Source organism: Butyrivibrio sp. AE3004, assembly GCF_000703165.1.
In the GTDB taxonomy this organism is placed as follows: Bacteria; Bacillota; Clostridia; order Lachnospirales; family Lachnospiraceae; genus Butyrivibrio.
On the sequence record NZ_JNLQ01000002.1, the window covers coordinates 2,189,171 to 2,210,881 of the forward strand.

Here is a 21,711-nt window from a genome sequence, read left to right on the forward strand (position 1 = left end):
ATCATAACATTATGCCAGCACTCTCTATAGGTCAATGTTATGAATGGTCAGTTTTATGTCATGAGTGGACATTATTTCTTCTTAATTATGGGTTCGCGGCTACAGTGATAAAAGTGCATAAGAATATCTATCCTGCCTTTTATGTGCTTTGAGACATCGCAGAAGTTTTTCTATGCCTTTTAGCCACTAAAATTTCAGCTTTGACACCTTAGAAAATATGTTAACACATTTTCAGGCATCCGCTAACCTCAATCGCTCAACTACAGTCTCCTTCATAGTTCTGCTATAGATCACCACCGGAATGATCACCGTTACAATTAGCATAACAGGTGTCACAATCATGATCGGCATCAGGGTAAATCTATATGTATAAAACCACATCTCCGTTCCTATACTCTTTACTAAAAGAACCGAAAATACGCTGCTAAGAATCATTCCAAAAATCAATGCCAGTCCACCATATACGATGCCCTCAAAACAGATACTTGTCCTCTGGATGCGTTTTGTCATACCAACAGCCTCAAGCATGGCAAGTTCAAGTCTTCTTGAAAGCACTGATGTCACAAGGGTATTTATCAGGTTCAGAATACCTATAAGTGCAAGCACTGATGTCAAAAGTCCGCCTACAACCTTGAACATACCTATCAGTCCATCAAATTCTTTTCTGTATACAGCTCTTGATGAATATTTTAGTGATGGCTCGGCATTACTTGTATAATCCGCCATCCATTTTTCTATAACAGGTTCCGCTTCATCAGTAGTATCAACGAGTGTCCTCATAGGTGTTCTGTCTCCAAAGAAATCCAGAAATTCTTCTGACGGTAGAACATAATTAACGTCCATATCCGTATAGTACTGTATTCTCATAGAAAAAGGGATGCTTACTGTTGCCAAAACTTCATATTCTCTTGTCTCTCCGGCATTGTTATTTACAGCAATGGTCTCACCCGGCAGAAAATATGGAACAAGGTTACTCTCTTTATCGCCTCCGTTATTATACTCGTTTACGATGATATATTTACCGGTCTTAAATTTATCTGTATCATATTTTCCCTGAACAAAATCCAGATTACGGACAGCATAATCATCCATTCCATAAACTTTGGCAACCGTTCCAGTGCTCTCACTCAGATATTCGATTTCTCCATCACCGGCAGCATATGAAGCCCCATCTCTCATCCATGTATCTACATTTTCATTGTCAAGAAGCCTTTCCTTGAAACGAGCAAAATCCCTGTCCCCCAGTTCCTGATAGCAATACTGTTCAGCATATATATTTCCTATGCCCAGAATCCCATCCTGCTTCTTAAGTTCACTGATAAAGGAATCGGTAACCCCGTCATAAGTCTGCCCGGTTGCTCCAAGATTATCTGTTATTGCATCTGCAACTGAAAAGTCCGTTTTGACATAATTAGATATATATTTACTCTCGTCAAATCCGATGATCATCGTATATACGCTGTTTAACACAACCAGCGACAGTGCAAGGGAGAGCACAACATAAAAGCAGCGTTTCTTTTCCCTAAAAACATTCCTTAAAGCAAAACTCACAGGAGTAAACTTCCCATTATGCTTCTTTGTTTTGCAGGCGCTGACATTCTCAGTATATCTGAGGGCTTCTATAGGTGTTACCTTTGATGCAAGCCTAACTGCTTTCCTTACCGATAACCTTACTGTGATATAGGAAAAGAGAATTGAAAAAGCCAATACCCAGACATTGATCACAGCCTTATTGTCAGTTGTTTCCGAGAATACAAGCTGGCTCATGACAAGAGGAAGAAGCAGGCTGCCAACAATCAATCCTCCTATCATGCCCATGATAATCCCGGGCACAGCATGATAAACAGACTGCCATTTCACTATATTTCTAAGTTGTCTGCTACTGGTTCCAACTGTTTTAAGAAGCCCATATGAGCGTATGTCAGTATAAATATTTATCCTGTATACGTTGCTGATGATGAGATATCCCGAAACAAAAAATGTTGCAAGCATTGTTATCATCAGTAAAACAGTAGTAAGGTCCATTGTTCCCACTGATGATGCCCAGTTAACACCAATCTCTGCATTATCCGGAAGTCCATTCCTTACAACAGTTTTATATGTCTGGCCACTGACATCAAACGGAAAATAAAAGTCTATATCTGCGCAAATTCTTCCATAAAGATCATCCACAGTTCCCATGAAACCATCTTCATAAAACGAAACCGTCGGTGTCGGAGAATATTTGTCCTGAAATGCCTTAGATACCAATACCATTTGAGCCATGGATATCCTGTCACCGGTGTATATTCCTGAAATCCTGAATTCTTTTTCTATAACACCTTTCCCGGTTTCAATCTGCAGAGGAAGAATACTCCCAATCAATAATTCATATTCAGAAGTATTTCTCGCATCCATCCCAAAAGCCTGCAAGATCAGGCTGCTGACTGCAATTTCGTCCTCTTTTACCGGAAGATACCCTACTTCAGGATAACAGAACCCCTTTTTAGCACTTGTTTCATCGCAATAGTTTGCCTCAGTATACAGTTTTAAAAGCTCTGTGTTCACCACGTTCCCAACGTATACTCTCTTTGATACTTCTTTCAGCTTGGAATCAGCTGCAATCCTGTTATATTCATCCTTAGTGAGGTTCTTAATACTTGCATCAGATGTACCTCCCGATTGTCTTGCAGTTGATTCCTGAAATTTTGATACTATGCTTCCTCCAATTGTGAAAAGAGCTGTAAACATAAATGTACAAAGCGCAATCGCAGCTATGACCACCATACTTTTTCTATGATTCGCTTTTACTGTTTTTAATGCTATTTTTCTTATAACTTTCCTATTATTGACCCTTGGTCCCTTCATCCTTCTGTCGTTCCTCATACCTCACACCTCTTTTGACACTATAAGGCCGTCTTCAATCCTTATAATCCGGTCAGCCATCTGGGCAATCTCATCATTATGCGTAATCATGATGATGGTCTGTGAATACTTCTCCCCAATGACCTTAAGAAGCCCCAATACATCCTGGCTTGTCTTTGAATCAAGGTTTCCTGTGGGCTCGTCTGCCAGAATGACCTGCGGTGCTGAAGATAACGCTCTTGCAATTGCAACACGCTGTTGCTGTCCTCCGGAAAGCTGATTAGGATAAGCATTCCTCTTTTCTGTGAGCCCCAAGGTATCAATAATCTGATCCACGAACTCCTTGTCAGGGACATTACCATCAAGTTCTATCGGCAGCACAATGTTCTCATATACAGAAAGAACCGGTACAAGGTTAAAAGACTGGAATACAAAGCCAATCTTCCTTCTGCGGAATATGGTCAGTTCTTCATCTTTTAAAGTAAAAATATCTTTTCCATCGATTGAAACAGATCCTGAAGTTGGGCGGTCAAGCCCTCCAAGCATATGCAGCAAAGTTGATTTACCGCTTCCGGATGTACCTACTATTGCAATAAACTCTCCCTTTTGTACCGAAAGGTTAATCCCTTTTAGTGCCTCTACTGCTGTATCACCTTTTCCATATGTCTTTTTCAGATCTGATACACGTAATATTTCCATTCTGAGCCTCCCAAAACAAAATCACCTGTAAAGGAGCATACCGATCTCCTCTACAGATGATTATCACATACAAATCTTTCCAGAATCTTTCAAGACATTACTTTAAATCTTACAGTTTTGTCATATTTCACTTTTTCGGGAGGAAAACAGAGAACGTAGTTCCTTCTCCCAGCTTAGAGCTTAACTTAATGTAGCCTCCTTCACCTGATATTATCTCTCTGGCAAGATGTAGGCCAATCCCAACACCTTCCTTCGATTTCACATTGCTTCCGCGATAAAAACGCTGGAATACTTTTGCTGATTCTTCCTCAGGAATACCTATGCCGGTGTCACTGATATCTACACAGACAAACATTTCGTAATCCTTTGTATTGATAGTAATACTTCCCTGATCAGTATACTTGATAGCATTATCTACAATATTTACAATTGCTTCCTGCGTCCATTTCTTATCAATAAGTGCCCTTGCATCAGTATCTTCAATCTCCAGTTTTAAGTTCTTAGCCTCAGCCTTTTCCCGAAGCTGCATGGCAACATCCTGTAATAATGGATTAAGATCTTCATTATCAGTCTCAAGTGACAGAATCCCGTTTTCCAGCCTTGAAAGTTTTACAAGACTGTCTATCAGGAACCTTAGTTTTTCTGCCTGTGAATGTATAGCTTCGACGTTTGATTTATCATCCCCGGTAAGATCAGCACTCTCAAGCAATTCACTATACAGGATAAGATTTGAGATTGGCGTTTTGGTCTGATGGGAAATATCAGAAATAAGGGACTTTATCTTATCACGTTCATCCTTAACGTTCTGTGCAGAGATGGAAGATGCGCTTAAAAAATCCGACAGTTCCGACTCCAGTTTAGATAACCGCCCCTCATCAAAATGCTCCGGAGAAAACTCCCCATTCATAGCCGTATGAATCATGCTTTCCAGGGAGTCAAATAATTTCCTGGTTTTTACTCTGTTAATTACGATTGCTATGCAGGCGACAATCATAAGGCAAATGCCGATTACAAAAATAAGTTTATCCATTCTATTTCACCCAGCTATAGCCTATCCCATATACTGTTTTAATCTTTTCCTGCGCAGAAAGCTTATCCCTGAGCCTTTTTACAGTAACAGATAATGCATTCTCATCAACATATTCAGCCCCATCAGTCCAGAGTCTGTCTATCAGGTTTTCTCTTTTTACGGTCATCCCTGCATTGTCTGTCAGTGCTCTTAACAGACGCTGCTCTGTTTTCGATAGTTCCACAATTTTACCATTTACAGAAAAAGCCATGTTATTATAGTCAAACGCATAAATACCATCAGCAAATACACCTGACTCATTTCCATGATTAGTCTTTCGCAGCTGAGTATTTACTCTTGCACGCAGAACAGCAAGGGAGAAAGGCTTTGTAATATAATCATCAGCGCCTTGCTCAAGTCCTGTAACAATATCCTTATCCGTATCATTAGCAGTTAACAGAATTACCGGTACATTGGGTGTTTTTCCTTTTATTTCCTTTAACAGGTCCAATCCACTTCCATCCGGAAGATTGATATCCAAAAGTACAAAAGAGACTGTACCAAGAGACAGCTGTTCTTTTGCTTCACTTATGCTCTCACAAGACACAATCTGCCTGTCATTTTCTTTTAAAGCCTTACATAGCCCCTGATTTAAAGTTATATCGTCCTCAACAATAAGAATCTGTTCCATAGCTCCTCACCTAATAACATCTTTTGTGTCATATTCCAAAGGCGTGTTTTAACATCATTTTCACACGATAATCTTTTAATGCGCAAAAAAGCATGCATTTTCATTACCAAAACGCATGCTTCTATGATATCACAACATCAAATACTTGTTATCGTGCAGAACACTGCCCTTCATTTTTTATATAATCCTATTCCTTATATCTTAGATTACCATTCAGCAACACATCAAATTTACCGGCATACATTTCATCTATGACCTGTTCGCAAGGCACTCTGCAATATCGCATTCCTTTTGATGTGTCATGAACTCTAAAAGTGGTCTGTTTATTCTTCCGGCTTTCTTCAAGATACGAGTCCAAATACGGCTGCGCCTCTTCTCTTGTCATGTTAGCATCCACATTAAGCCGCATAAACGATGATAACACACTGATGCACCTTGCACCTCCAAGACTTACTATTCCATTTCGAGCATTTCTATCATCCGAACGAAAGACATATATCTGCTCGCCAAATTTTATACTAAGCGTCTGAAGAAGGACATAACTTTTAAGCTCTCCGAGATTATTACCAGGTCCTATATCGTCACAGTCTTCCGAAAGCTCCTTCAAAAACTGTTCTTTTGTAGTCTTCATATAATCAACACCCTGGAGTCTCTTAAACTGTTCTTCAAAATATCCGCTTCTATATGCCTCACACCCATTTTTCAACATATTGGAATACATGGCCACTGCTGAATCTGAGTATATAACCTTTAGTTCATCAACAATCTCTTCGTCTGTAATACAATGAACCACTCCAGATGATATCTTTTTCTCAAGCCACTCAGGAGAGCCTGCAATATTATGCCTTTGGAGTTCTGTTTTTATCTGTTCATGACAATAGAAGCGATACCTCGGCATCTCCGTTATACGATCAATTAGCTTATTCTCTTCATCCTTACGGATCAAATGCGTCTTGGAAATAAAATCAGTATCAAGAAGAGCATATTTCTCTTTCATCAAATGCCCACCTCTTAGCCTTCCGCGAGAAAGCCCTTTCTGATTTTTTCCAAATACTCCATATCCGATTTCTCACGGCTTTCTGTCAGAAGTTCCTGTTCTTTGTTGTACTCCATATCATCAAGGAGACTTCCAAGATATGAAAGATCCTTACTATTTTGTTGCCATTTTAAAGCTTTACCCGTAAGTTTAATTCTTTCTAAAACATAATCAGAGTCACATTCCAGTAGTTCTTTGGCTTTACTATTTGAAATATCATGGTTCTCAACAAGCCTCAGTACCACCGCCTTGTACGGAAGTGCAAACAATTCCATCAAGATAAGGACATCATCAACAGATATCTTATCCGCAGCAATACCATATAGTTTGATCTGCTCATCCAATATTCCGTCAGGCATCAGGAGTAATCCAGCAAAAGCGTTTGCCTCAAGATCCTCCTGAGATTTCGCAGTATCATCCGCAGTTTTTGAATCCAATAATGAGCCGCTTGCTATGGTACTAGGGTCTATATCTTCAGCATAGCAGTGAATGTGGTACAGCTCATGAGCAACAGCAAATATCTGTTTACAAAGAGCCAAGCCGGAATTGATGCAAAGAAATATTGTTCCCTTTTTTACAAAGGTAAATGCCCATAATTCATCATCCTTAAAAGGATATCTGAGCACTTCCAGCGTTAATTCCCTTTTTCTGGCATAGTTTTCAGCAATGCTAAATATGGAATCACGGATAATCGTGCTTCCACAATAATTTACAGAAAAAGCCTTTGCCAAAGCATTTATGCTCTCAAACTGTTTAGGCTGCTTGCCAAACAGGCTTTCTTCTAATATATTCCCCATTAGTCATTCCCCCAAGGCTGCATCATGGCATTTCCATTTTCACGTACTCTCTTGTGGAAAAGAATCATATCTGAAAGTTCATCAGCTATTTTCAGTGCCTGTCTTGCCTCTTCAGACTGAACTTTGCCCATAAAAGCATGGACAATATCAGTATCCTCGTATCCAGGGGTTATCCTTGTGAGCTCCTCCATCCTTACGCCAAGATATTCAGCTATAGACTTAAGTTCAATGGCATTAATCATGCGTGCACCATTCAGCATCTTATTCACCGTCTGCTTATTTGTCCCAAGTGCTTCTGCAAGATCTGTCTGTTTTTTATTCTGTTTCTTAAGCAGTGCAAGTATATTGCCTGCAATCATCATATTCATATCAACCATGAAAAGTGTTCCTCCTATCGTTTGCATGTAATAGGTTTTTACACTTATATCGTACATCCGCCCCTTATAATAGTCAATATTACATATACTTTTGATTATATCTGCTTACAGTAGTCACCAATAGAGTTACTAAAATTTCAGTATAGTTCCCTTTAATAACAAGTATCACGAATTTTCCTGTGACCATAGCCATTTATGGATAAATATGCGTAACAGCCTATATTTTTATTAATACAGAAAAAGCTGGGGAACAGTCACACTTACCCCAGCCTTCTGATTAATTATTTAACAGCTACCCTCCTGATCACCATATGGTTCAATGATCTTATTCCTTCTTATCAACAGTTGAAGGCAACAGTGATGAAAGTGCATCCGAATATCTTCCTTGGCTATTATATGTTCCGCCACCTCTTGCTGCAGCATTAGTAATGGCTCTTCCTTTGTCACTCATCTTTGATGCAAACGAATTATACCCGGTGAAAAGTGTCTTTAGTGTTTTTATATCTGAACTCTTAAGCTTATCCTCATCCACTTCAAGCTTATTATTGGCTCCTACACTTATGCCCACCTTGTTTAATAGGTCCTCATTTACTTCAGTTGTTTTAATCATCCATGTAGCAGAACGTAGCACATCTTTGGTATTTGACTCTGCAGCACCATCCAATGTTCGGTTGTAACTATCCACAAAGCTCTTAACAGCCTTGCTGATACTATCCCAATCGTACTCTTCAGTTACTGTCTCTTCACCTGTTTCCTCATTTTTAGTAGTCTTCTGCTTTTTTTGCCAAAGAGAGTCCTTCATCAGATTTTGCGCAGCTTTCGTCAATGTGCCTGCATTACTTGCCATAGAAGTAAGCTTTGCATGCGAGTCCTTACCTGCAGCAGCATTTTCTGCTTTCTGCTTGGCATAGTATGCTTTCACAAGCTTTTTGTACGAGCCATTTCGGAGCATAGCATAATCAGAAACACTAAAAGGGCTTGTTGCACTTGTGCTGGTATTTATATTTAGCCCCGATAAAAAAGAGCTTGCATTCTGATTATAATCGCTGAAATCATAATCAGATTTATCATAATAACTACCACTTAATGAGTCTCTTATCGTTGACATCTCCTTGCCCTCCTTTGCTTCACTGTAGATGCAATCTCTTTATGAAAATTGAAAATTTCATGAAAGAGCTTGTATCCAACATATTCCAGGTCTCAGACCTTAATGTCTATCCTTTTTCTGTGCATCATTAGTTCTTCCAGCCTCTGTTGTTCTGTTAAAGTCTTCCCCTCAAGGCTTTGCTCATTTTCCATTTCTTCAGCAATCAACTTATCTTCTCCTGGTATATTTTCAGCAGATTCAACTGACTCCATGTTTTCATCCATTTCTTCAAGGTTATCCATAACATCCGCAAGAAGTCCATCGCTCTTCGTGGCTCCTGTTGCTTCTTCGATAAGCTCTTCTTTGCGTTCTTCGGGTGTCTTGGGTGCTGCTTTCTTGGCTGCTTCAGCAATCTTTTCTCCGGTCTCCCATGCCTCATCAAGCATATGAAATACCTGTTCATGGTTGTATTCCGCTTTAACCGCAGCTATCTGATTATCATAGTCTTCAATCATTTGAAGTTTCTTCTTGATATCTTCAATGGACTCAGACTGTATATTTTTGAGATTATGCTTTTGGTTTTCGATAAACGCAATCTGATTATCACGTTTTTGCTGCCTCTCCATTCGGTTCTGCTCAGCTTTGGAAGAAAAATTATCAAACAAATTTAAGCCCTGTACGTTTATGTTCATATACAGACCCTCCAAAATGTCATTGCTCTGTAGCATTTGCTGTAGTAGCTGCAGTCTCCTCTTCCTTCGACTTATAATAATCATCAAAAAGCTTGTTTGCTGCCTTCAATGTTTCATTACATATGGATGGAAGCTCTCTCCCCCATGCACCTGTAGCCAGATTGAATCCCTTTTCCATAGCCTTCTGCATCTTTTTCATTTTCTCTACATCATCGCCTGCAAGAGCTGATGCAAAGTCAAAAAGTCTCTGAGAAGTCTGCTTTACACCATAATATCCATCTTCAGAAATATCCTTTTGTGCCTGAGCTTTAGTTGCTGCATCTACCTTGAAATTGCCACCAGCCAATCTTTTCCAAAAGCTGTCATCTGTTGCCTTTCCAAAAGCTGAAACCTGACCTTCCAATGTTTTCCTGACAATTTCCAGAAGCTTGTTTCTCTGATCCTCTTCAGCCTGTTTCATCTGCTGAATTATTGCTGCTCTGTCTGCAGGTGACTTCTTATTTATGCTATATAACCCTGCATCCTTTTCAGCCATCTTCTCGTAAACTGCCGCAGATTCTTTATTCTCGCTTGCTACTTCCTGAACACTGTCAGTTTTCTTTCCATTTTCAGAACTATAGTTTTCTGTGTTCATGACTGAATAATCAGTATTCTGAATGTTTCCTACTAATCCTGTACTCATAACAAATACCTCCTTTATTAACATCCGTTAATCATTTAGTTATAAAAAAGCTATATTTCTGCATCAACCATGCCACCTACTTCTGTCATTCCAGAGTCCTGTACCATCACGGGCATCTCATCTCCGCCAAGTGATAGCGAAACACCACTATCAAAACCTGATGAAACTGACGATTTCCCCAAATTCTCTTTTTCTGCCTGAAGTCTTTAAAACATTGCCTTTAGATATTTTAAGTCAGCCTTCATGATATCCCTTGCTTCATCAGATCTGTGTTTAGCCTTTAGCTGTTCAAGATCCTGCGGCTCCATGGCTCCTGAAAGTGCCTCAGCCATCTCATCTAGCTCCTGATCTAGCTGAGCCGTTTCCTCAGCCTCTTCATACATCTCCTCAGCAGACATTTCCAGCTTTTCCATAAGAGCTTCGAACTCTTCCTGTTCAAGTTCCCTTATTTCCTCATCCGACTGAACTTTTTCTAAAGGATTTTCTTGCTCAGAAGGCAATTCTTCGTCCATATTCTGCTCAGCAGTTTCTTCCATTTTCAGGTTCTTCTTTTTCTTCTCACAGGCACGTTGAACCATTTCCGCATGCAGGATTGCCCTCAGAATCTCTTCATCATCGTATTCTCCGGTTTTCAGCTTCTTCTGAAGGTTCCCGATTTTCATCCTGATCCCGATTGAAACCTGAGCAGCTTTTGCGGAAGTCTTGGCACTTAATACCTGTGCTGAAACCTGCTTGAAGCTATACATAGCAGGTCTCTTCTTTTTAGAGCTGTTACTCGTTTTCCTTGGCCTGGACATAGAGATAGTCCCTACATGGTTACCATTAAGGTCATATAAGCGCTTTGAGTAATATTCAGTATTTCCTCTAATTTGTAACTCATATCCATACATAGCCTACCGCCTCCTTGCTTCGCTACGCATACAGTCTTACTTGCTGTTGGTCTTAGCACATGTTCTTTATGTGCTTAGAGCAACACATGTGTTAGCAAATCCGCCAAGTGCAACAAAAAGGATCATTCTGCCCATAATACATACATCTACACCAAATACACTATCTGCATATAGGGTGATGCAAAGGGTATAACGATCCTCATTTACTGTATATTTTATAAGTTGCCATCCTTGCATAACCCCATACTCTTCCGTGAGTACTTAGCTTGATTTCTTAATTTAAAAATCTATGTCAGGTCTTTACATCAATACTCACACTGACGCCTTCTGCTGCAGACACCTCTGTTCCTGTTGATTTTGCAATCTTTTCATCAATATGCGGAACCTTTGTATTGTGCGTGGACTCTGAAACAACGGAAACTTTCACGCCACCGACATCGATCTGCTGTGCCTTTGCATTTTCTTCGTCTGAGAATCCGGATGCCCTTGCTTGTGCATTTGCAACTCTGTCTGCTTCTTCCGCTCTTCTTTCTGATGCAGCCTCCTGAAGATGCTGTTCCTGCCACCTTCTCTCAGCTCTCTTCTTTTCACGCGCTGCTTCAGCTCTTTCATTCTCTTTTTGCTCGATCGCATCAGCTTTCCTGGCTTTCTGCATTTCCTTATTAGTCTCAGCAATCTGCTCCATATTGTTATTTGCTATGTCTTCAGATCTTTTCTGAGTTTCAGCCAGTTCTTCTTTCTTTTTTGTGGTATCCGCGCCGGATGCCTCATCTCTCTTGATCTCAGCATCCAAAACACCGGCCTTACCATCCATCTGCTTTTTCACTCCCTGCTGAAGCTGTATCTGTTTCATGGATGTACTGGCAGATATAAGAGACTGAGTCATAACATTTGTTAAAGCCATCTTACTTACCTCCTTCGCTTCGCTACGCATACAGTCTTACTAAGCTCGCGATGCTCGCTAAGTGCGACTAGCATCCTTGTACATAATATGGAATAAAATATTGAACTTCCGCTCTCGCTTTGCTCGCCGGAAGACGTTCGGACTAGGCTCAAAAATACTTCGCCAAGTCCTCTCAGCTCTATCAAAGGCTTCGGAAAGTTAATAAAAAAACCTTATAGATTTTTCATGAAACGACCTTTTTCAATCATGAATGGACTCAAATAACCATCATTGCAGTGAATATAACCACGTCTCCCTCCTGTTCAAGCTGGGTAGTTCCATAATACTTTTCTGTAATCCTTCGCATATTTTTCAAGCCAAAACCATGCTTATCACGATCTGTCTTCGATGTTTCCATAAGTCCGTTCTCATCAGAAGACCGCAACAGTCCGTTATAGCTGTTCTTGACTTGGATCATGAACATATCACCACTACGCCAGGATTTTATCTCCACGAAAGATTTATCCAGGTTTTCTGCAGCCCTTATAGCATTTGAAAGAGCATTATTCAGGATAACACCCACATCTATGGATTCCACTTTACCTTCTTTCGGATAGTGAAAATCATCTACAAATCGTATTCCAACATCCTCAGCCTGTCTCCGCTTCTCTGAAATCACTATATCAGTGACAGGATTTCCGGTCTTTGCATTTATATCTACAGCATGAAAATCCTCAGACCAGTCATGTAAGTATTGTAAAGCCTGATCACTATTGTTTTCTTTTATTAGATTACCAAGTACCATGATATGGTTATTAGTATCATGCCTTATCCCACGAATATCTGAATAAACTTTCTCCATTGAATGAACATGCCCTGACAACTCGTCAATCTGACTGTTTACAAGAGAGTTTTGCAGTACTTCTTCCTCAGAAGACTTAATCTTTTGATAAAAATAGATCACTGCAATCATAGTGAGAAAAGCTACCACACCAAATAATGCACGCATTTCATGATATACAGGATATCTATTCCAGAAATATTCACCCGAAGCTTTTTCAAAAGCTTCTTCCATAAATGTACATATCCAGTAAGATACTATTATTGTTATGTACGTTGCTGATAAAAAAGCTAATTCTCTCCATTCCATAAGTTCTTTTTTACGGCTGTACATCGTTTTAATCAGATGTATTCCTATAACCAACAAAGCACATCTTATTACAGCATGAATAGCTTGTGCCAAACCATAAAGCATAATCTGCTGTAAATCCCCTACCACTTTAGGATTCAAAAATGTCACAGAACATATTAAGTTCCATGGTAAGATTGCCAGTTCCATTGATATCCACAAAAGCAAATACATAGTTATTGATAAAAAAATTTTCTGCGGTATATTTATCCTCTCCGTTATAGCGGAGATAATACATACTGCAGCACAGCCAAGAGCATAAGCAGTCACACCTGAAAAATTTATGGTAGTAAAATATAGTATAGACATCGCCATTGCATAAACCGCTCCGAGTATAACAGCACGTACTCTTTTTCTCATAAATGGTATGTAAAATACTGACACAAGTACCGCATTTAACAATACATTTGCAATCATTGATATCTGATTTACCTGATCCCACATAGCTTCTGTAATCATTTATTCTCTTAACCTCTATAAATTATGGAAAAGCTGCTTACTCCGCTCTCTTTTTGTTGTAATCTATCAAAGCTTTTACAAAAACCTTATAGTTTTGTTTTGAAATAAGTGCTTCCCCCTTAGACATATAGCACTTTCCTGCATCATACTTCTTTACGAATTGCAAATTTACAAGATACCCTCTATGAGTCCTGAAAAAGCCATCACCTACAAGCTTTTCCAGTTCTGAAAGATGTCCATAATACTCAATTTCATCGGTTCTTGTGTGTACGATTATCCTGGCCCCATACACTTCTGCAAATATAATGTCAGAAGCGCATAGTCTTATATGACTGCCTCGTGAGTTCAACATCACATACTTCTTTTGAGGCTTTAATGTAGCTTTGGCTATTTCCTCTTTTGCAGCCTTTATCACGCTTACCAACTTCTCATTTGAGAATGGCTTTACAAGAAAATGGAAAGCTCTCACATCAAAAGCATCAAATACATATTGCTTTTCCCCTGTTATAAAAATGATAACAACATCATCACTAATATCACGAAGTTTCCTAGCAACATCCATTCCGGACACCCCGGGCATCATAATATCCAGGAGAATAATATTAGGCATATAACCATCTTGTTCTATAGCTCTCAGTACATCTTCTCCATTGCCAAAGCTTATAATCTCATCATCCGGAAATGATAATTTCAGATCCGACATTATTATGTTTCTTATTTTTTCTTCATCATCACATACTGCTATCTTCATAAGGCAATAATCCTCCAAGTTATTCGTATCATAAATACATAAGAAAAACTATGATCTCATCACGAAACGACCTTTTTCATTTCTGAAATGATTCTGTTACAGCAGAAATTATTCATCTGCCTTAAACCTTATAACAAAATATATCATACGTATTCGTTAACAAATGCTCCATATTATGATAATTGTATTCGGTGCGTATCCATCACAGAATACGCACCTAGAACATTTACTTTTTGTGATATCTCTCATCGTTCATCTTCTTCATCGTAGTTCTCATTCATCTTCTCTACAGTGTGTGCCTGCACATCGTAGGATTTTCCGGTTCTTGTCTCTAACTCTCTTCTTACATCTTCTACTACCCTGTCTTTGAATTCTTCGTAGTTCATCGCCTACCTCCTTCTGAAAGTAAATAGTTTCAGGCTCAAAATGAGCGCAAAAAAAGCAGCTACCTCGTTTGAGATAACTGCTCTATGTAAGCTTTTTATTTCAAAAAATTTGGTGTAACTACTCTCAAATTATCCCTCAAGTTGAGGGATAATTTCATCTGGATACAGTTGCAAAATTTAGTCTCATTTAAACGTGAGCCTTATTTCTTACATTGTCTAATCCTAAGCCCAATCAATATTTCCAAACTCTGCTTCAATTTCTTCAATCGTTGGCATACTTCCTTTAAATTCTTCTGGAATCAACTTTGATAATTCGTAACTGGATACGCCAATAGGTTGACCAATTGTTTTCCAATGTTTTCTTCACATAGAACAGTGCCTTTGCGGAATCTCCTTTACACTTATCTATGATAACTTTGTTATGCCCCCAAGGAATAAAAAATATTGCATTTTCCAAATCGTCCCCAGCCTGGGGACGATTTAATTCATTTTCAGAATCGTCCCCAAGTTGAGGACGATTTAATATTTCTGGATACATCTCATAAAAATATCTCATATATTTAAGATTTGTAGGCGAAAACGATTTAATATCTGGAAAGATATCTTTAAGATCCTCACTAATTGTTTTATAAAAGCCAGATCCGTAATTATTTTTTTCGCTCAATCCAACAATATCCCTACCAAGAGACCAATAGAACCTGAGCATATCACTATTAGTTTTCACAGCAGCTTTTAGCTGGGTCTGTCTAAAACGCTTTGATACTTCTGTAATCCAGTCTTTATATTCATTATCAATTTTAATAAGGTTGCTCATATCTCGTCTCCAAATATTCCTATCAAGCAAATTTAATTATACAGTATTGCTTATATCATGTGTAAAAAAACAGCTACCTCGTTTGAGATAACTGCTCCAAAAATCAAAACCCCGGGTGAAGCTATCACTCCTAGGCTTACCAAGCTTTAATGGCGTAGGGACGCTTCTATGTACCAAATTTGTGCCAGCTATGTACCAGCATTTCCTACTTCACGTGAATTTACGTGAAATTATGTAAAAGTAAGATTTGGGAATTGTTAAGAAAAATGAAGATATGTAACCAGGCGTGACAACACGTGAAATGGGCTAGTTGCCTCGATTCCTAGTTTCATTTTCTATATATCTCCTTCTAAAAAATGTTTTATTTAAGCCATTTGTTATCTCAGCTTATTGTACCGAGTACCACGCCGGGCACCATTTTTGTACCAATTATGCGTTATGACACATTATGACATAAAAATAGCCCTGACACAGCGAATATATATTACCATGTCAGGACAGATTTGTAAAAACATGCAGTGACTTTTCCGGCACAGCGCTGCATTAATTAACGCGGAATTTTCCGCTATACTCCTCTTCAGGAGTAAATACGGCGGCAGGTTATGACTCCTGCTTTACAATCGCCCTAAGGCTACGCCGCAATTTTTTATAAAATAGTTACCATTGAATCAATTGGATTCCTTTTTTTATCGCTAGATACACCTTTGAAATCGCTAGCGCGAAATCCCAAATCCAGGAAACAAATAGGATAGATGTTTTCTGGCAGGTCAAAAACCTTCTGTGTTTTAAGAACATCATTCACTCCAGCCCAACATGTATCCAATCCTATATCTGTTGCTGCCAGCATCATATGTGTTGCTGCAATAACACCATCTGTCAAATAGCTATTTCCACCCTGAAAATTACTTGCAGCATTTTTATCGGAACATACTAGAATTACCATCGGTGCTCCATAACGGCATGGATGAACACTGTCCATCCTCTGAAGAGCTTCTCCACTTTTTAGTATATACACTCGTTGTGGTTGTTTATTAAAAGCTGTTGGTGCTAAGCGCCCCGCTTCTAGAATATATTTCACTTGATCTTCTGTTGGCTTTGTATCGCTGTACTTACGAACAGACTCTCTCTTCTGAATAACTTTATTAAATTCCATATCTATAATCTCCTTTGCTACATTGATTCTGTTATTTAAAAGATATGTCAGTTATTCAAAAAATCCAAAACTCCACAGTAACATAGCAAATTTCATGAATCTCGTTCCTCCGGCGAATTTACTAAGTATGACATCTTAAATGAAATTTCAGAAACACGCATTTACTGCGGGTTTCGTGAGAATATGATTCAGGAGTCAACCAAGCCCCATCGACGAAGTCGATTTAAATTGGCTTGGTTGATGCATTCTTGAACTTTATGTTCAAGAATGTATAAGTTAAATAACTCATCCTCAATTATACGGGATGAATTTTAAAAATGTCAGTGAAAATTTTCTTACTTTATGCACGAAGATGATGAATTCTTTGTATTAAATCATAACCACCCGTCCAACGGGTGGTTTGCTCGCCCCTATAAGGGGCAGTTACCGGCCAGCGCCTAAAGACGCTGGCTTTCACTTTGTTCAAGCCTTTAACGCCTTTGACTCGTCGCAGCCCTTGAAAGGGCGCTTGTAATACCGGCTACCCCTTGAAGGGGTCCTCATACTCTTTCACACTCAGTTTATCCATTGCTATATCATGTTTTTCTTGTTCCTGAATGTACTTCTTTATTGTCGCCTCATTAAGTCCCACTGTACTTACATAGTATCCCTCTGCCCAGAAATGTCTGTTTCCAAACTTATATTTCAAATTTGCGTGCTGATCAAATATCATCAGCGCACTCTTTCCTTTTAGATATCCCATAAACTGTGATACGCTAAGCTTTGGTGGAATACTAACCAGCATATGTACGTGATCTGGCATTAAGTGTCCTTCTATAATCTCTACTCCCTTATAAGCACAAAGCTGTTTCAAGATATCTCTTATACTTGCCTTGTATTGATTATAGATTATTTTTCTCCTATACTTTGGTGTGAACACTATGTGGTACTTACACATCCATTTAGTGTGTGCTAAACTATTTGCCTTATTGGCCATTAAAATCACCTTTCCTTTCGTTATAATTTAGGCTTGAACATCCAAAATTATAACGGAAAGGTGATTTTTTTGTATAACAAACACCGCGCACCCGCATAGCGGGTGGTTGATATTTCGCACGCTTCGCGAGCTCAACTGGGTCACGACCCATAATAAAAAAAGTGCCTACGGCACCTCAACTCCCCTGCCCCTCACTCATGAGGGGTGGGGTTGTTTTTTGCCTCAACTCATTCATAATGAATTTATGAAACGAAATACTCTACAAGATTTATTCCGCGATCATTATGAAGAAATTCAATATACTCTTCACCCCCGCAAGACCGAAATGGAAAACATCGATAAGATGATCAATTGCGGGGATCCTGCCTATGGCGGCGCCATGTACGGCTGCCCTGATTGTGGTACTCTCAAATTTGTTCCCTTTCGTTGTCATTCTAGATTCTGCCCTACATGTGGTGCCATGTATTCACAAAAGCGTGCTCAGGCTATGTCATTTAAGCTCATAAACTGTCAGCACCGTCACTGCGTATTCACCATATCAAAAGAATTACGCCATTACTTTCTCGAAGATCGTGACCTTCTTAATTGTCTTTTTGAAGCTACCAGCAGTGTTATTAACCGGATGTTCTACAAAATCAACAAGAGTCAGAACTTTACACCTGGTTACATCCTTGTTCTTCACACATTTGGTCGTCCTTTGGAATGGAATCCTCATATCCACTGCCTCATATCTGAAGGTGGTGTTGGAGACACCGGCTTCTGGCGCAAAGTAAAGTTCTTCAGTTACCCCTATATGCGCCATGCTTTTCAGACTGCTCTTCTGAATCTAATGGAAGATCGTATTACTGATCCCAATAAGAAAGCATTGTTTAAAAAAGAAAAAGCTCTCTCCTACAAAAATCAGAAAGAAGGCTTCTATGTCTATGGCAAACCCACTCTCGCTGACAGACGTACTGTTGCTAAATATATAGGCAGATATCTTGGTCGTCCTGTAATCGGGCTCTCAAGAATTGACTCTTATGATAAAGAGCATGATACTGTTACTTTCCACTACAACAGACATGAGGACGAAGTCCTTGTCACCGAGACCATACCTTCAATGGAATTCATCAAACGTCTTATACAGCACATACCAGAAAAAGACTTTAAGATGATACGTTATTATGGCGTGTATGGTCGTCATAGGGAGTCAGACAAAAAACTTTACCGTCTGATTCATCCTTCCAAAAAGCCATTCTTTAAATCATTCCTTCAATGGCGTTCAGGTATCCTGTCAGCATTCGGATATGATCCATTAAGTTGTCCCAAATGCAACAGCACCATGAAATTTCTTGAGTTGCGCTTCAACCACAAACGTGTTTCTCTCGAAGACTTATACGAAAAGACAATGGGAAAATGCCGTCCCAAGAGCAGAGCTCCGTCTACAAAAATCGGCATTGTTCCCTCGTATTCCTGCGCATGATAAAATCATGCTACAGGAGGAACAGCCATGGCTAGTAAAGAACTAATAGCAAAGCTTAGAGAGAAATACATCCAGAATCCGCCGGAAGGCATGTCGGCGAATGAAATCCGCGAGATGGACGATGAAGACCTTCTCGATATGGATTACTTTATGCATGAAGATGATGAATTCTTTGATGAGGTAGATTGGTAATTCATAACCAACATACCTCCGCTTTGCGTGGCCCGGTCTTGCCGGGCCTTTTAATTCAAGGTTTCGCCGCCAAGGCGAAATTTCCTATTAAATAAAAAAAGACTGTGCCCTCTTTTTTAGAAGGCACAGTCTTTTGACACTCACATCTTTTTAATTATTTAGAAGACGATTAATCTCATCAACCATGTCATTGATTGCACTAGCCTGCTGTGCAACATGCTCAGTATTTGTAGCATTATTTCCAGCCATGGTACTGATAGCCACAAACTGCTCGTTCTCACTTCTGATACTCTCTGCGATATTCCGGTTAATCTCAACAGTTTTTTTGATGATTTCTGACTGGCGTTTATGTGCCTCATTCATCTCTTCAATTGCATTAACCGAATCATTCAACATTGTAGTCATTTCACTTATGTCGCCAAATACTGTCTTAAACTGTTCATTCTGTTCAGCAAGCTTATTGGCATTTATCTCAACCTGTCCTGTAATCTCTTCTACGTTCTTCTGAACTCTTTCAATTATTGCACCAACGTCCTTAAGTGAGCTCTGCGTGTCTTCTGCAAGCTTACCAACTTCAGTTGCTACAACAGCAAATCCCTTTCCAGCATCACCCGCTCTTGCGGCCTCAATTGAAGCATTAAGAGCAAGAAGGCTTGTTGATGACGAAATTCCCTGAATAAGTTCAAGCGTTGTTCCAATTTCTTCTACTGCCTTTAGAAGTCTGTCTGCAATATCTGTTGTAACTGCCATAGAATCAGAAACTTCAGAATTTATTCCCTGAAGATCATTTAATGATTTCTCATTTTCTTTTGACTTCTTAAGAAGGTTGTCAGATGTCTTCTCAACAGTCTCAACATTTTCTTCTACAATGCTTGCGCAATCATTAAGCTCTGACAAGTTTGCCATACTCTCATCTGCTTTATTACCAAGAATATTACTGTTTTTAACAAGCTCATCACTTGTTGCTGATAGCTCTTCTGCTGAAGCGCTCTCACTTGATGAGATATCCAAAAGAGTTGCTCCTGCAGTTACCATCTTGGAAGATATTGAACGAACAGCATCCATAACACCTGTAACACGCCTGTTGTTCTCTTCAAGCTCATCCTTTTTGGCAGTAATCAAAAAGTGTGAAACAAAGAATAAGAACATTACAAGGCCGGCTAACGAAAGCACAAGGCCTACAACACACATGATTACATCTGTAATAAAGAGTTCGTCTTTTACTGGCAAAAGAGCTGTGCCTCTGACAAACCATGCAACAAACATAGAAACAATACAAATACTGCCGGTAACGGACAGTAGCTTAATATCCATAAAGAATCCGATAAGTATCAGGAAGAAACATAAAAATCCCCAGAATGTTCTGGTCGGAACCATGTAAATAATGTAGTTCCACTGAAGGATAAGAACAACTGAGCAGAAAATCTTTCCTATTTGAAGTTTTCCATCTTTTAAATATCCATCTTCATCAAATGAAGACTTAAGAATCAGCATTCCTGTAATAAAGAAACACACATCCATGATACCGAAAATTATTACTGCGATCCAAGGGATAACCTGATAAAAGCCAATTGTCTTTTCTACTATGAACATTGCTGTAGCAAACATACAGGCCGATACCAGTGCAGTAATACCCCATTTAAAAACCGCAGACAGGTATACTTCAAAAGCAGATTTTTTATTCATTGATAATTACCTCCTGAGATAAATGGTTTATGTTAACTAGATTGTCACAACTATTTTACTAAATTCCGAAAATTCTCATAAGTAAATATCTCTGAAATTATTATTAAAAAACTCTGCGTTTAAATAAATTATTTATTTCACCTTGTATTACCTGTCTTTCCAGCATTTAATTGCATTCGTTATTTAAAATTTACTAAAATCCATTCACCTTTTTTATTTGAGCCCACTCTCTTGACTACGCCCTTTTCAATCAGCTTTTGTAGTTCTCTTTTAACAGTAGCTTCAGAGCAGCCAAGTTTGTCTCCCATCTCTTTTCTTGTCATATCAGATCTCTGACGAAGCAAATCTATAATTTGCTGCCCCCTTTTTTCCAATTTTATCGGGTCATTTATCGGGTCATTTACCTGGTTATCGTGACCCTGTAAAAACTTGCCACTGATATGCATCTCTCTATTATGGAGTTCATGTTTCTCATAAAAGATAAAGAGCTGTCATTCTTGTTTAAGAACAACTGCTCTTTATGTAAAAAGTTGGTGAAATTAGTAGCCCTAGGACTACCCGCGTGATAATGCCGAATTTTTAGTTTCTACGCCCCAAAAACGCCTATCTTAGGTGAATACTTATTTCCTTTATTATTTTGTACTATTACAACAGGACGTTCACCTCTCTGCACAGATCCGATATTTTCACCAAGATCTGCTAAGTATATATCTCCTCTACTTACTTGATAGTTAATTCTTTTAATTCATCCCAACTAAACATTTTCCACCTTTTTGCATAATTAAAGGGTTCTGTCGCCAGAACCCTTTAATTATGCAGCTATATTTATTCTGCTCATATTTAACGTCTCCGCAGCGGAGAAGCCAGGAGCTGCGCCCGACATAACTTTTCTGTTCATATATTATAATGCTATTCATTATTCCCGTCAACGAATCACACACAAATGGACCTAGGGG

General features: G+C 39.0%; 25 protein-coding genes. 2 read left to right on the top strand and 23 right to left on the bottom strand.

Annotation, left to right across the window (positions count from 1 at the left end; all coding sequences use genetic code 11):
* Positions 1 to 231: 231 nt before the first annotated feature.
* The 20 genes from BV60_RS0112540 to tnpA all read right to left on the bottom strand — a co-directional run bounded on the left by BV60_RS0112540 (position 232) and on the right by tnpA (position 17,415).
* Positions 232 to 2,865, bottom strand: coding sequence for an ABC transporter permease (locus BV60_RS0112540; RefSeq protein WP_029322265.1), 2,634 nt, complete (start codon positions 2,863 to 2,865; stop codon positions 232 to 234).
* 3 nt (positions 2,866 to 2,868) lie between these two features.
* Positions 2,869 to 3,543, bottom strand: coding sequence for an ABC transporter ATP-binding protein (locus tag BV60_RS0112545; protein WP_026511854.1), 675 nt, complete (start codon positions 3,541 to 3,543; stop codon positions 2,869 to 2,871).
* Positions 3,544 to 3,670: 127 nt separating this feature from the next.
* Entirely contained in the window at positions 3,671 to 4,573 is a 903-nt protein-coding gene (locus BV60_RS0112550) for a sensor histidine kinase (RefSeq protein ID WP_029322267.1), read from the bottom strand.
* Between the two features lies 1 nt (position 4,574).
* Positions 4,575 to 5,243 (bottom strand): response regulator transcription factor, encoded by a 669-nt coding sequence (locus BV60_RS0112555; RefSeq protein WP_029322268.1) that lies wholly within the window; start codon positions 5,241 to 5,243, stop codon positions 4,575 to 4,577.
* 187 nt (positions 5,244 to 5,430) lie between these two features.
* Positions 5,431 to 6,240: a hypothetical protein gene (locus BV60_RS0112560; RefSeq protein WP_029322270.1), complete on the bottom strand. Its 810-nt coding sequence runs from the start codon at positions 6,238 to 6,240 to the stop codon at positions 5,431 to 5,433.
* A gap of 14 nt (positions 6,241 to 6,254) precedes the next feature.
* A complete protein-coding gene (locus BV60_RS0112565) occupies positions 6,255 to 7,076 on the bottom strand; it encodes an ImmA/IrrE family metallo-endopeptidase (protein ID WP_029322272.1) in 822 nt (273 codons plus the stop codon).
* Positions 7,076 to 7,453, bottom strand: a complete 378-nt coding sequence (locus BV60_RS0112570; protein WP_022763194.1) for a helix-turn-helix domain-containing protein — start codon at positions 7,451 to 7,453, stop codon at positions 7,076 to 7,078. Before BV60_RS0112570 ends, BV60_RS0112565 begins: the two co-directional genes overlap by 1 nt.
* A gap of 325 nt (positions 7,454 to 7,778) precedes the next feature.
* Entirely contained in the window at positions 7,779 to 8,561 is a 783-nt protein-coding gene (locus BV60_RS23835; RefSeq protein ID WP_242840980.1) for a hypothetical protein, read from the bottom strand.
* 92 nt (positions 8,562 to 8,653) lie between these two features.
* Positions 8,654 to 9,232: a hypothetical protein gene (locus tag BV60_RS0112580; RefSeq protein WP_029322283.1), complete on the bottom strand. Its 579-nt coding sequence runs from the start codon at positions 9,230 to 9,232 to the stop codon at positions 8,654 to 8,656.
* Between the two features lie 19 nt (positions 9,233 to 9,251).
* Positions 9,252 to 9,914, bottom strand: coding sequence for a hypothetical protein (locus BV60_RS0112585; RefSeq protein WP_029322285.1), 663 nt, complete (start codon positions 9,912 to 9,914; stop codon positions 9,252 to 9,254).
* A gap of 50 nt (positions 9,915 to 9,964) precedes the next feature.
* Positions 9,965 to 10,096, bottom strand: a complete 132-nt coding sequence (locus BV60_RS24035; protein WP_255358118.1) for a hypothetical protein — start codon at positions 10,094 to 10,096, stop codon at positions 9,965 to 9,967.
* A 24-nt stretch (positions 10,097 to 10,120) separates the two neighbouring features.
* Complete coding sequence (locus tag BV60_RS0112595; protein ID WP_029322287.1) at positions 10,121 to 10,804, bottom strand: hypothetical protein; 684 nt, start codon at positions 10,802 to 10,804, stop codon at positions 10,121 to 10,123.
* A gap of 66 nt (positions 10,805 to 10,870) precedes the next feature.
* Entirely contained in the window at positions 10,871 to 11,041 is a 171-nt protein-coding gene (locus tag BV60_RS23195) for a hypothetical protein (RefSeq protein ID WP_022761705.1), read from the bottom strand.
* A gap of 55 nt (positions 11,042 to 11,096) precedes the next feature.
* On the bottom strand, positions 11,097 to 11,708 hold the full coding sequence (locus BV60_RS0112605) for a hypothetical protein (RefSeq protein ID WP_029322289.1): 612 nt from the start codon (positions 11,706 to 11,708) through the stop codon (positions 11,097 to 11,099).
* 256 nt (positions 11,709 to 11,964) lie between these two features.
* Positions 11,965 to 13,335: a sensor histidine kinase gene (locus BV60_RS0112610; RefSeq protein ID WP_029322290.1), complete on the bottom strand. Its 1,371-nt coding sequence runs from the start codon at positions 13,333 to 13,335 to the stop codon at positions 11,965 to 11,967.
* Positions 13,336 to 13,372: 37 nt separating this feature from the next.
* The gene (locus BV60_RS0112615) at positions 13,373 to 14,086 is read right to left on the bottom strand and encodes a LytR/AlgR family response regulator transcription factor (RefSeq protein WP_029322292.1); all 714 of its coding nucleotides are present in this window, start codon (positions 14,084 to 14,086) and stop codon (positions 13,373 to 13,375) included.
* Positions 14,087 to 14,331: 245 nt separating this feature from the next.
* Entirely contained in the window at positions 14,332 to 14,472 is a 141-nt protein-coding gene (locus BV60_RS23200; protein WP_156036081.1) for a hypothetical protein, read from the bottom strand.
* 283 nt (positions 14,473 to 14,755) lie between these two features.
* Positions 14,756 to 15,286 carry a DUF1016 N-terminal domain-containing protein gene (locus tag BV60_RS0112625; protein WP_051656705.1) on the bottom strand — a complete coding sequence of 177 codons (531 nt, stop codon included), beginning with the start codon at positions 15,284 to 15,286 and terminating at the stop codon, positions 14,756 to 14,758.
* A gap of 646 nt (positions 15,287 to 15,932) precedes the next feature.
* Positions 15,933 to 16,439, bottom strand: a complete 507-nt coding sequence (locus BV60_RS0112630; RefSeq protein WP_026490262.1) for a nitroreductase family protein — start codon at positions 16,437 to 16,439, stop codon at positions 15,933 to 15,935.
* A gap of 520 nt (positions 16,440 to 16,959) precedes the next feature.
* Positions 16,960 to 17,415, bottom strand: a complete 456-nt coding sequence (tnpA, locus tag BV60_RS0112635) for an IS200/IS605 family transposase (protein WP_026529146.1) — start codon at positions 17,413 to 17,415, stop codon at positions 16,960 to 16,962.
* 244 nt (positions 17,416 to 17,659) lie between these two features.
* On the opposite strand from tnpA, the gene BV60_RS21145 reads away from it, so the two are divergent.
* Together BV60_RS21145 and BV60_RS23515 are read left to right on the top strand one after the other, a co-directional pair.
* The gene (locus BV60_RS21145) at positions 17,660 to 18,877 is read left to right on the top strand and encodes an IS91 family transposase (protein ID WP_051656875.1); all 1,218 of its coding nucleotides are present in this window, start codon (positions 17,660 to 17,662) and stop codon (positions 18,875 to 18,877) included.
* Between the two features lie 27 nt (positions 18,878 to 18,904).
* Positions 18,905 to 19,069: a hypothetical protein gene (locus BV60_RS23515; RefSeq protein ID WP_170832732.1), complete on the top strand. Its 165-nt coding sequence runs from the start codon at positions 18,905 to 18,907 to the stop codon at positions 19,067 to 19,069.
* Positions 19,070 to 19,219: 150 nt separating this feature from the next.
* On the opposite strand, the gene BV60_RS0112650 is transcribed toward BV60_RS23515, so the two are convergent.
* The 3 genes from BV60_RS0112650 to BV60_RS23845 all read right to left on the bottom strand — a co-directional run bounded on the left by BV60_RS0112650 (position 19,220) and on the right by BV60_RS23845 (position 21,500).
* Positions 19,220 to 20,755 carry a methyl-accepting chemotaxis protein gene (locus BV60_RS0112650; protein ID WP_029322298.1) on the bottom strand — a complete coding sequence of 512 codons (1,536 nt, stop codon included), beginning with the start codon at positions 20,753 to 20,755 and terminating at the stop codon, positions 19,220 to 19,222.
* A gap of 179 nt (positions 20,756 to 20,934) precedes the next feature.
* Positions 20,935 to 21,201, bottom strand: a complete 267-nt coding sequence (locus BV60_RS24040) for a DeoR family transcriptional regulator (RefSeq protein WP_029322300.1) — start codon at positions 21,199 to 21,201, stop codon at positions 20,935 to 20,937.
* A 140-nt stretch (positions 21,202 to 21,341) separates the two neighbouring features.
* Positions 21,342 to 21,500 carry a type II toxin-antitoxin system PemK/MazF family toxin gene (locus tag BV60_RS23845; RefSeq protein WP_442856314.1) on the bottom strand — a complete coding sequence of 53 codons (159 nt, stop codon included), beginning with the start codon at positions 21,498 to 21,500 and terminating at the stop codon, positions 21,342 to 21,344.
* Positions 21,501 to 21,711 lie beyond the last annotated feature (211 nt).

Excerpts from the sequence above, each read along its gene's own strand:
- BV60_RS0112540 (WP_029322265.1), bottom strand. The coding sequence starts at position 2,865 with ATGAGGAACGACAGAAGGATGAAGGGACCAAGGGTCAATAATAGGAAA.
- BV60_RS0112545 (WP_026511854.1), bottom strand. The coding sequence starts at position 3,543 with ATGGAAATATTACGTGTATCAGATCTGAAAAAGACATATGGAAAAGGT.
- BV60_RS0112550 (WP_029322267.1), bottom strand. The coding sequence starts at position 4,573 with ATGGATAAACTTATTTTTGTAATCGGCATTTGCCTTATGATTGTCGCC.
- BV60_RS0112555 (WP_029322268.1), bottom strand. The coding sequence starts at position 5,243 with ATGGAACAGATTCTTATTGTTGAGGACGATATAACTTTAAATCAGGGG.
- BV60_RS0112560 (WP_029322270.1), bottom strand. The coding sequence starts at position 6,240 with ATGAAAGAGAAATATGCTCTTCTTGATACTGATTTTATTTCCAAGACG.
- BV60_RS0112565 (WP_029322272.1), bottom strand. The coding sequence starts at position 7,076 with ATGGGGAATATATTAGAAGAAAGCCTGTTTGGCAAGCAGCCTAAACAG.
- BV60_RS0112570 (WP_022763194.1), bottom strand. The coding sequence starts at position 7,453 with ATGGTTGATATGAATATGATGATTGCAGGCAATATACTTGCACTGCTT.
- BV60_RS23835 (WP_242840980.1), bottom strand. The coding sequence starts at position 8,561 with ATGTCAACGATAAGAGACTCATTAAGTGGTAGTTATTATGATAAATCT.
- BV60_RS0112580 (WP_029322283.1), bottom strand. The coding sequence starts at position 9,232 with ATGAACATAAACGTACAGGGCTTAAATTTGTTTGATAATTTTTCTTCC.
- BV60_RS0112585 (WP_029322285.1), bottom strand. The coding sequence starts at position 9,914 with ATGAGTACAGGATTAGTAGGAAACATTCAGAATACTGATTATTCAGTC.
- BV60_RS0112595 (WP_029322287.1), bottom strand. The coding sequence starts at position 10,804 with ATGTATGGATATGAGTTACAAATTAGAGGAAATACTGAATATTACTCA.
- BV60_RS23195 (WP_022761705.1), bottom strand. The coding sequence starts at position 11,041 with ATGCAAGGATGGCAACTTATAAAATATACAGTAAATGAGGATCGTTAT.
- BV60_RS0112605 (WP_029322289.1), bottom strand. The coding sequence starts at position 11,708 with ATGGCTTTAACAAATGTTATGACTCAGTCTCTTATATCTGCCAGTACA.
- BV60_RS0112610 (WP_029322290.1), bottom strand. The coding sequence starts at position 13,335 with ATGATTACAGAAGCTATGTGGGATCAGGTAAATCAGATATCAATGATT.
- BV60_RS0112615 (WP_029322292.1), bottom strand. The coding sequence starts at position 14,086 with ATGAAGATAGCAGTATGTGATGATGAAGAAAAAATAAGAAACATAATA.
- BV60_RS23200 (WP_156036081.1), bottom strand. The coding sequence starts at position 14,472 with ATGAACTACGAAGAATTCAAAGACAGGGTAGTAGAAGATGTAAGAAGA.
- BV60_RS0112625 (WP_051656705.1), bottom strand. The coding sequence starts at position 15,286 with ATGAGCAACCTTATTAAAATTGATAATGAATATAAAGACTGGATTACA.
- BV60_RS0112630 (WP_026490262.1), bottom strand. The coding sequence starts at position 16,439 with ATGGAATTTAATAAAGTTATTCAGAAGAGAGAGTCTGTTCGTAAGTAC.
- tnpA (WP_026529146.1), bottom strand. The coding sequence starts at position 17,415 with ATGGCCAATAAGGCAAATAGTTTAGCACACACTAAATGGATGTGTAAG.
- BV60_RS21145 (WP_051656875.1), top strand. The coding sequence starts at position 17,660 with ATGAAACGAAATACTCTACAAGATTTATTCCGCGATCATTATGAAGAA.
- BV60_RS23515 (WP_170832732.1), top strand. The coding sequence starts at position 18,905 with ATGGCTAGTAAAGAACTAATAGCAAAGCTTAGAGAGAAATACATCCAG.
- BV60_RS0112650 (WP_029322298.1), bottom strand. The coding sequence starts at position 20,755 with ATGAATAAAAAATCTGCTTTTGAAGTATACCTGTCTGCGGTTTTTAAA.
- BV60_RS24040 (WP_029322300.1), bottom strand. The coding sequence starts at position 21,201 with ATGCATATCAGTGGCAAGTTTTTACAGGGTCACGATAACCAGGTAAAT.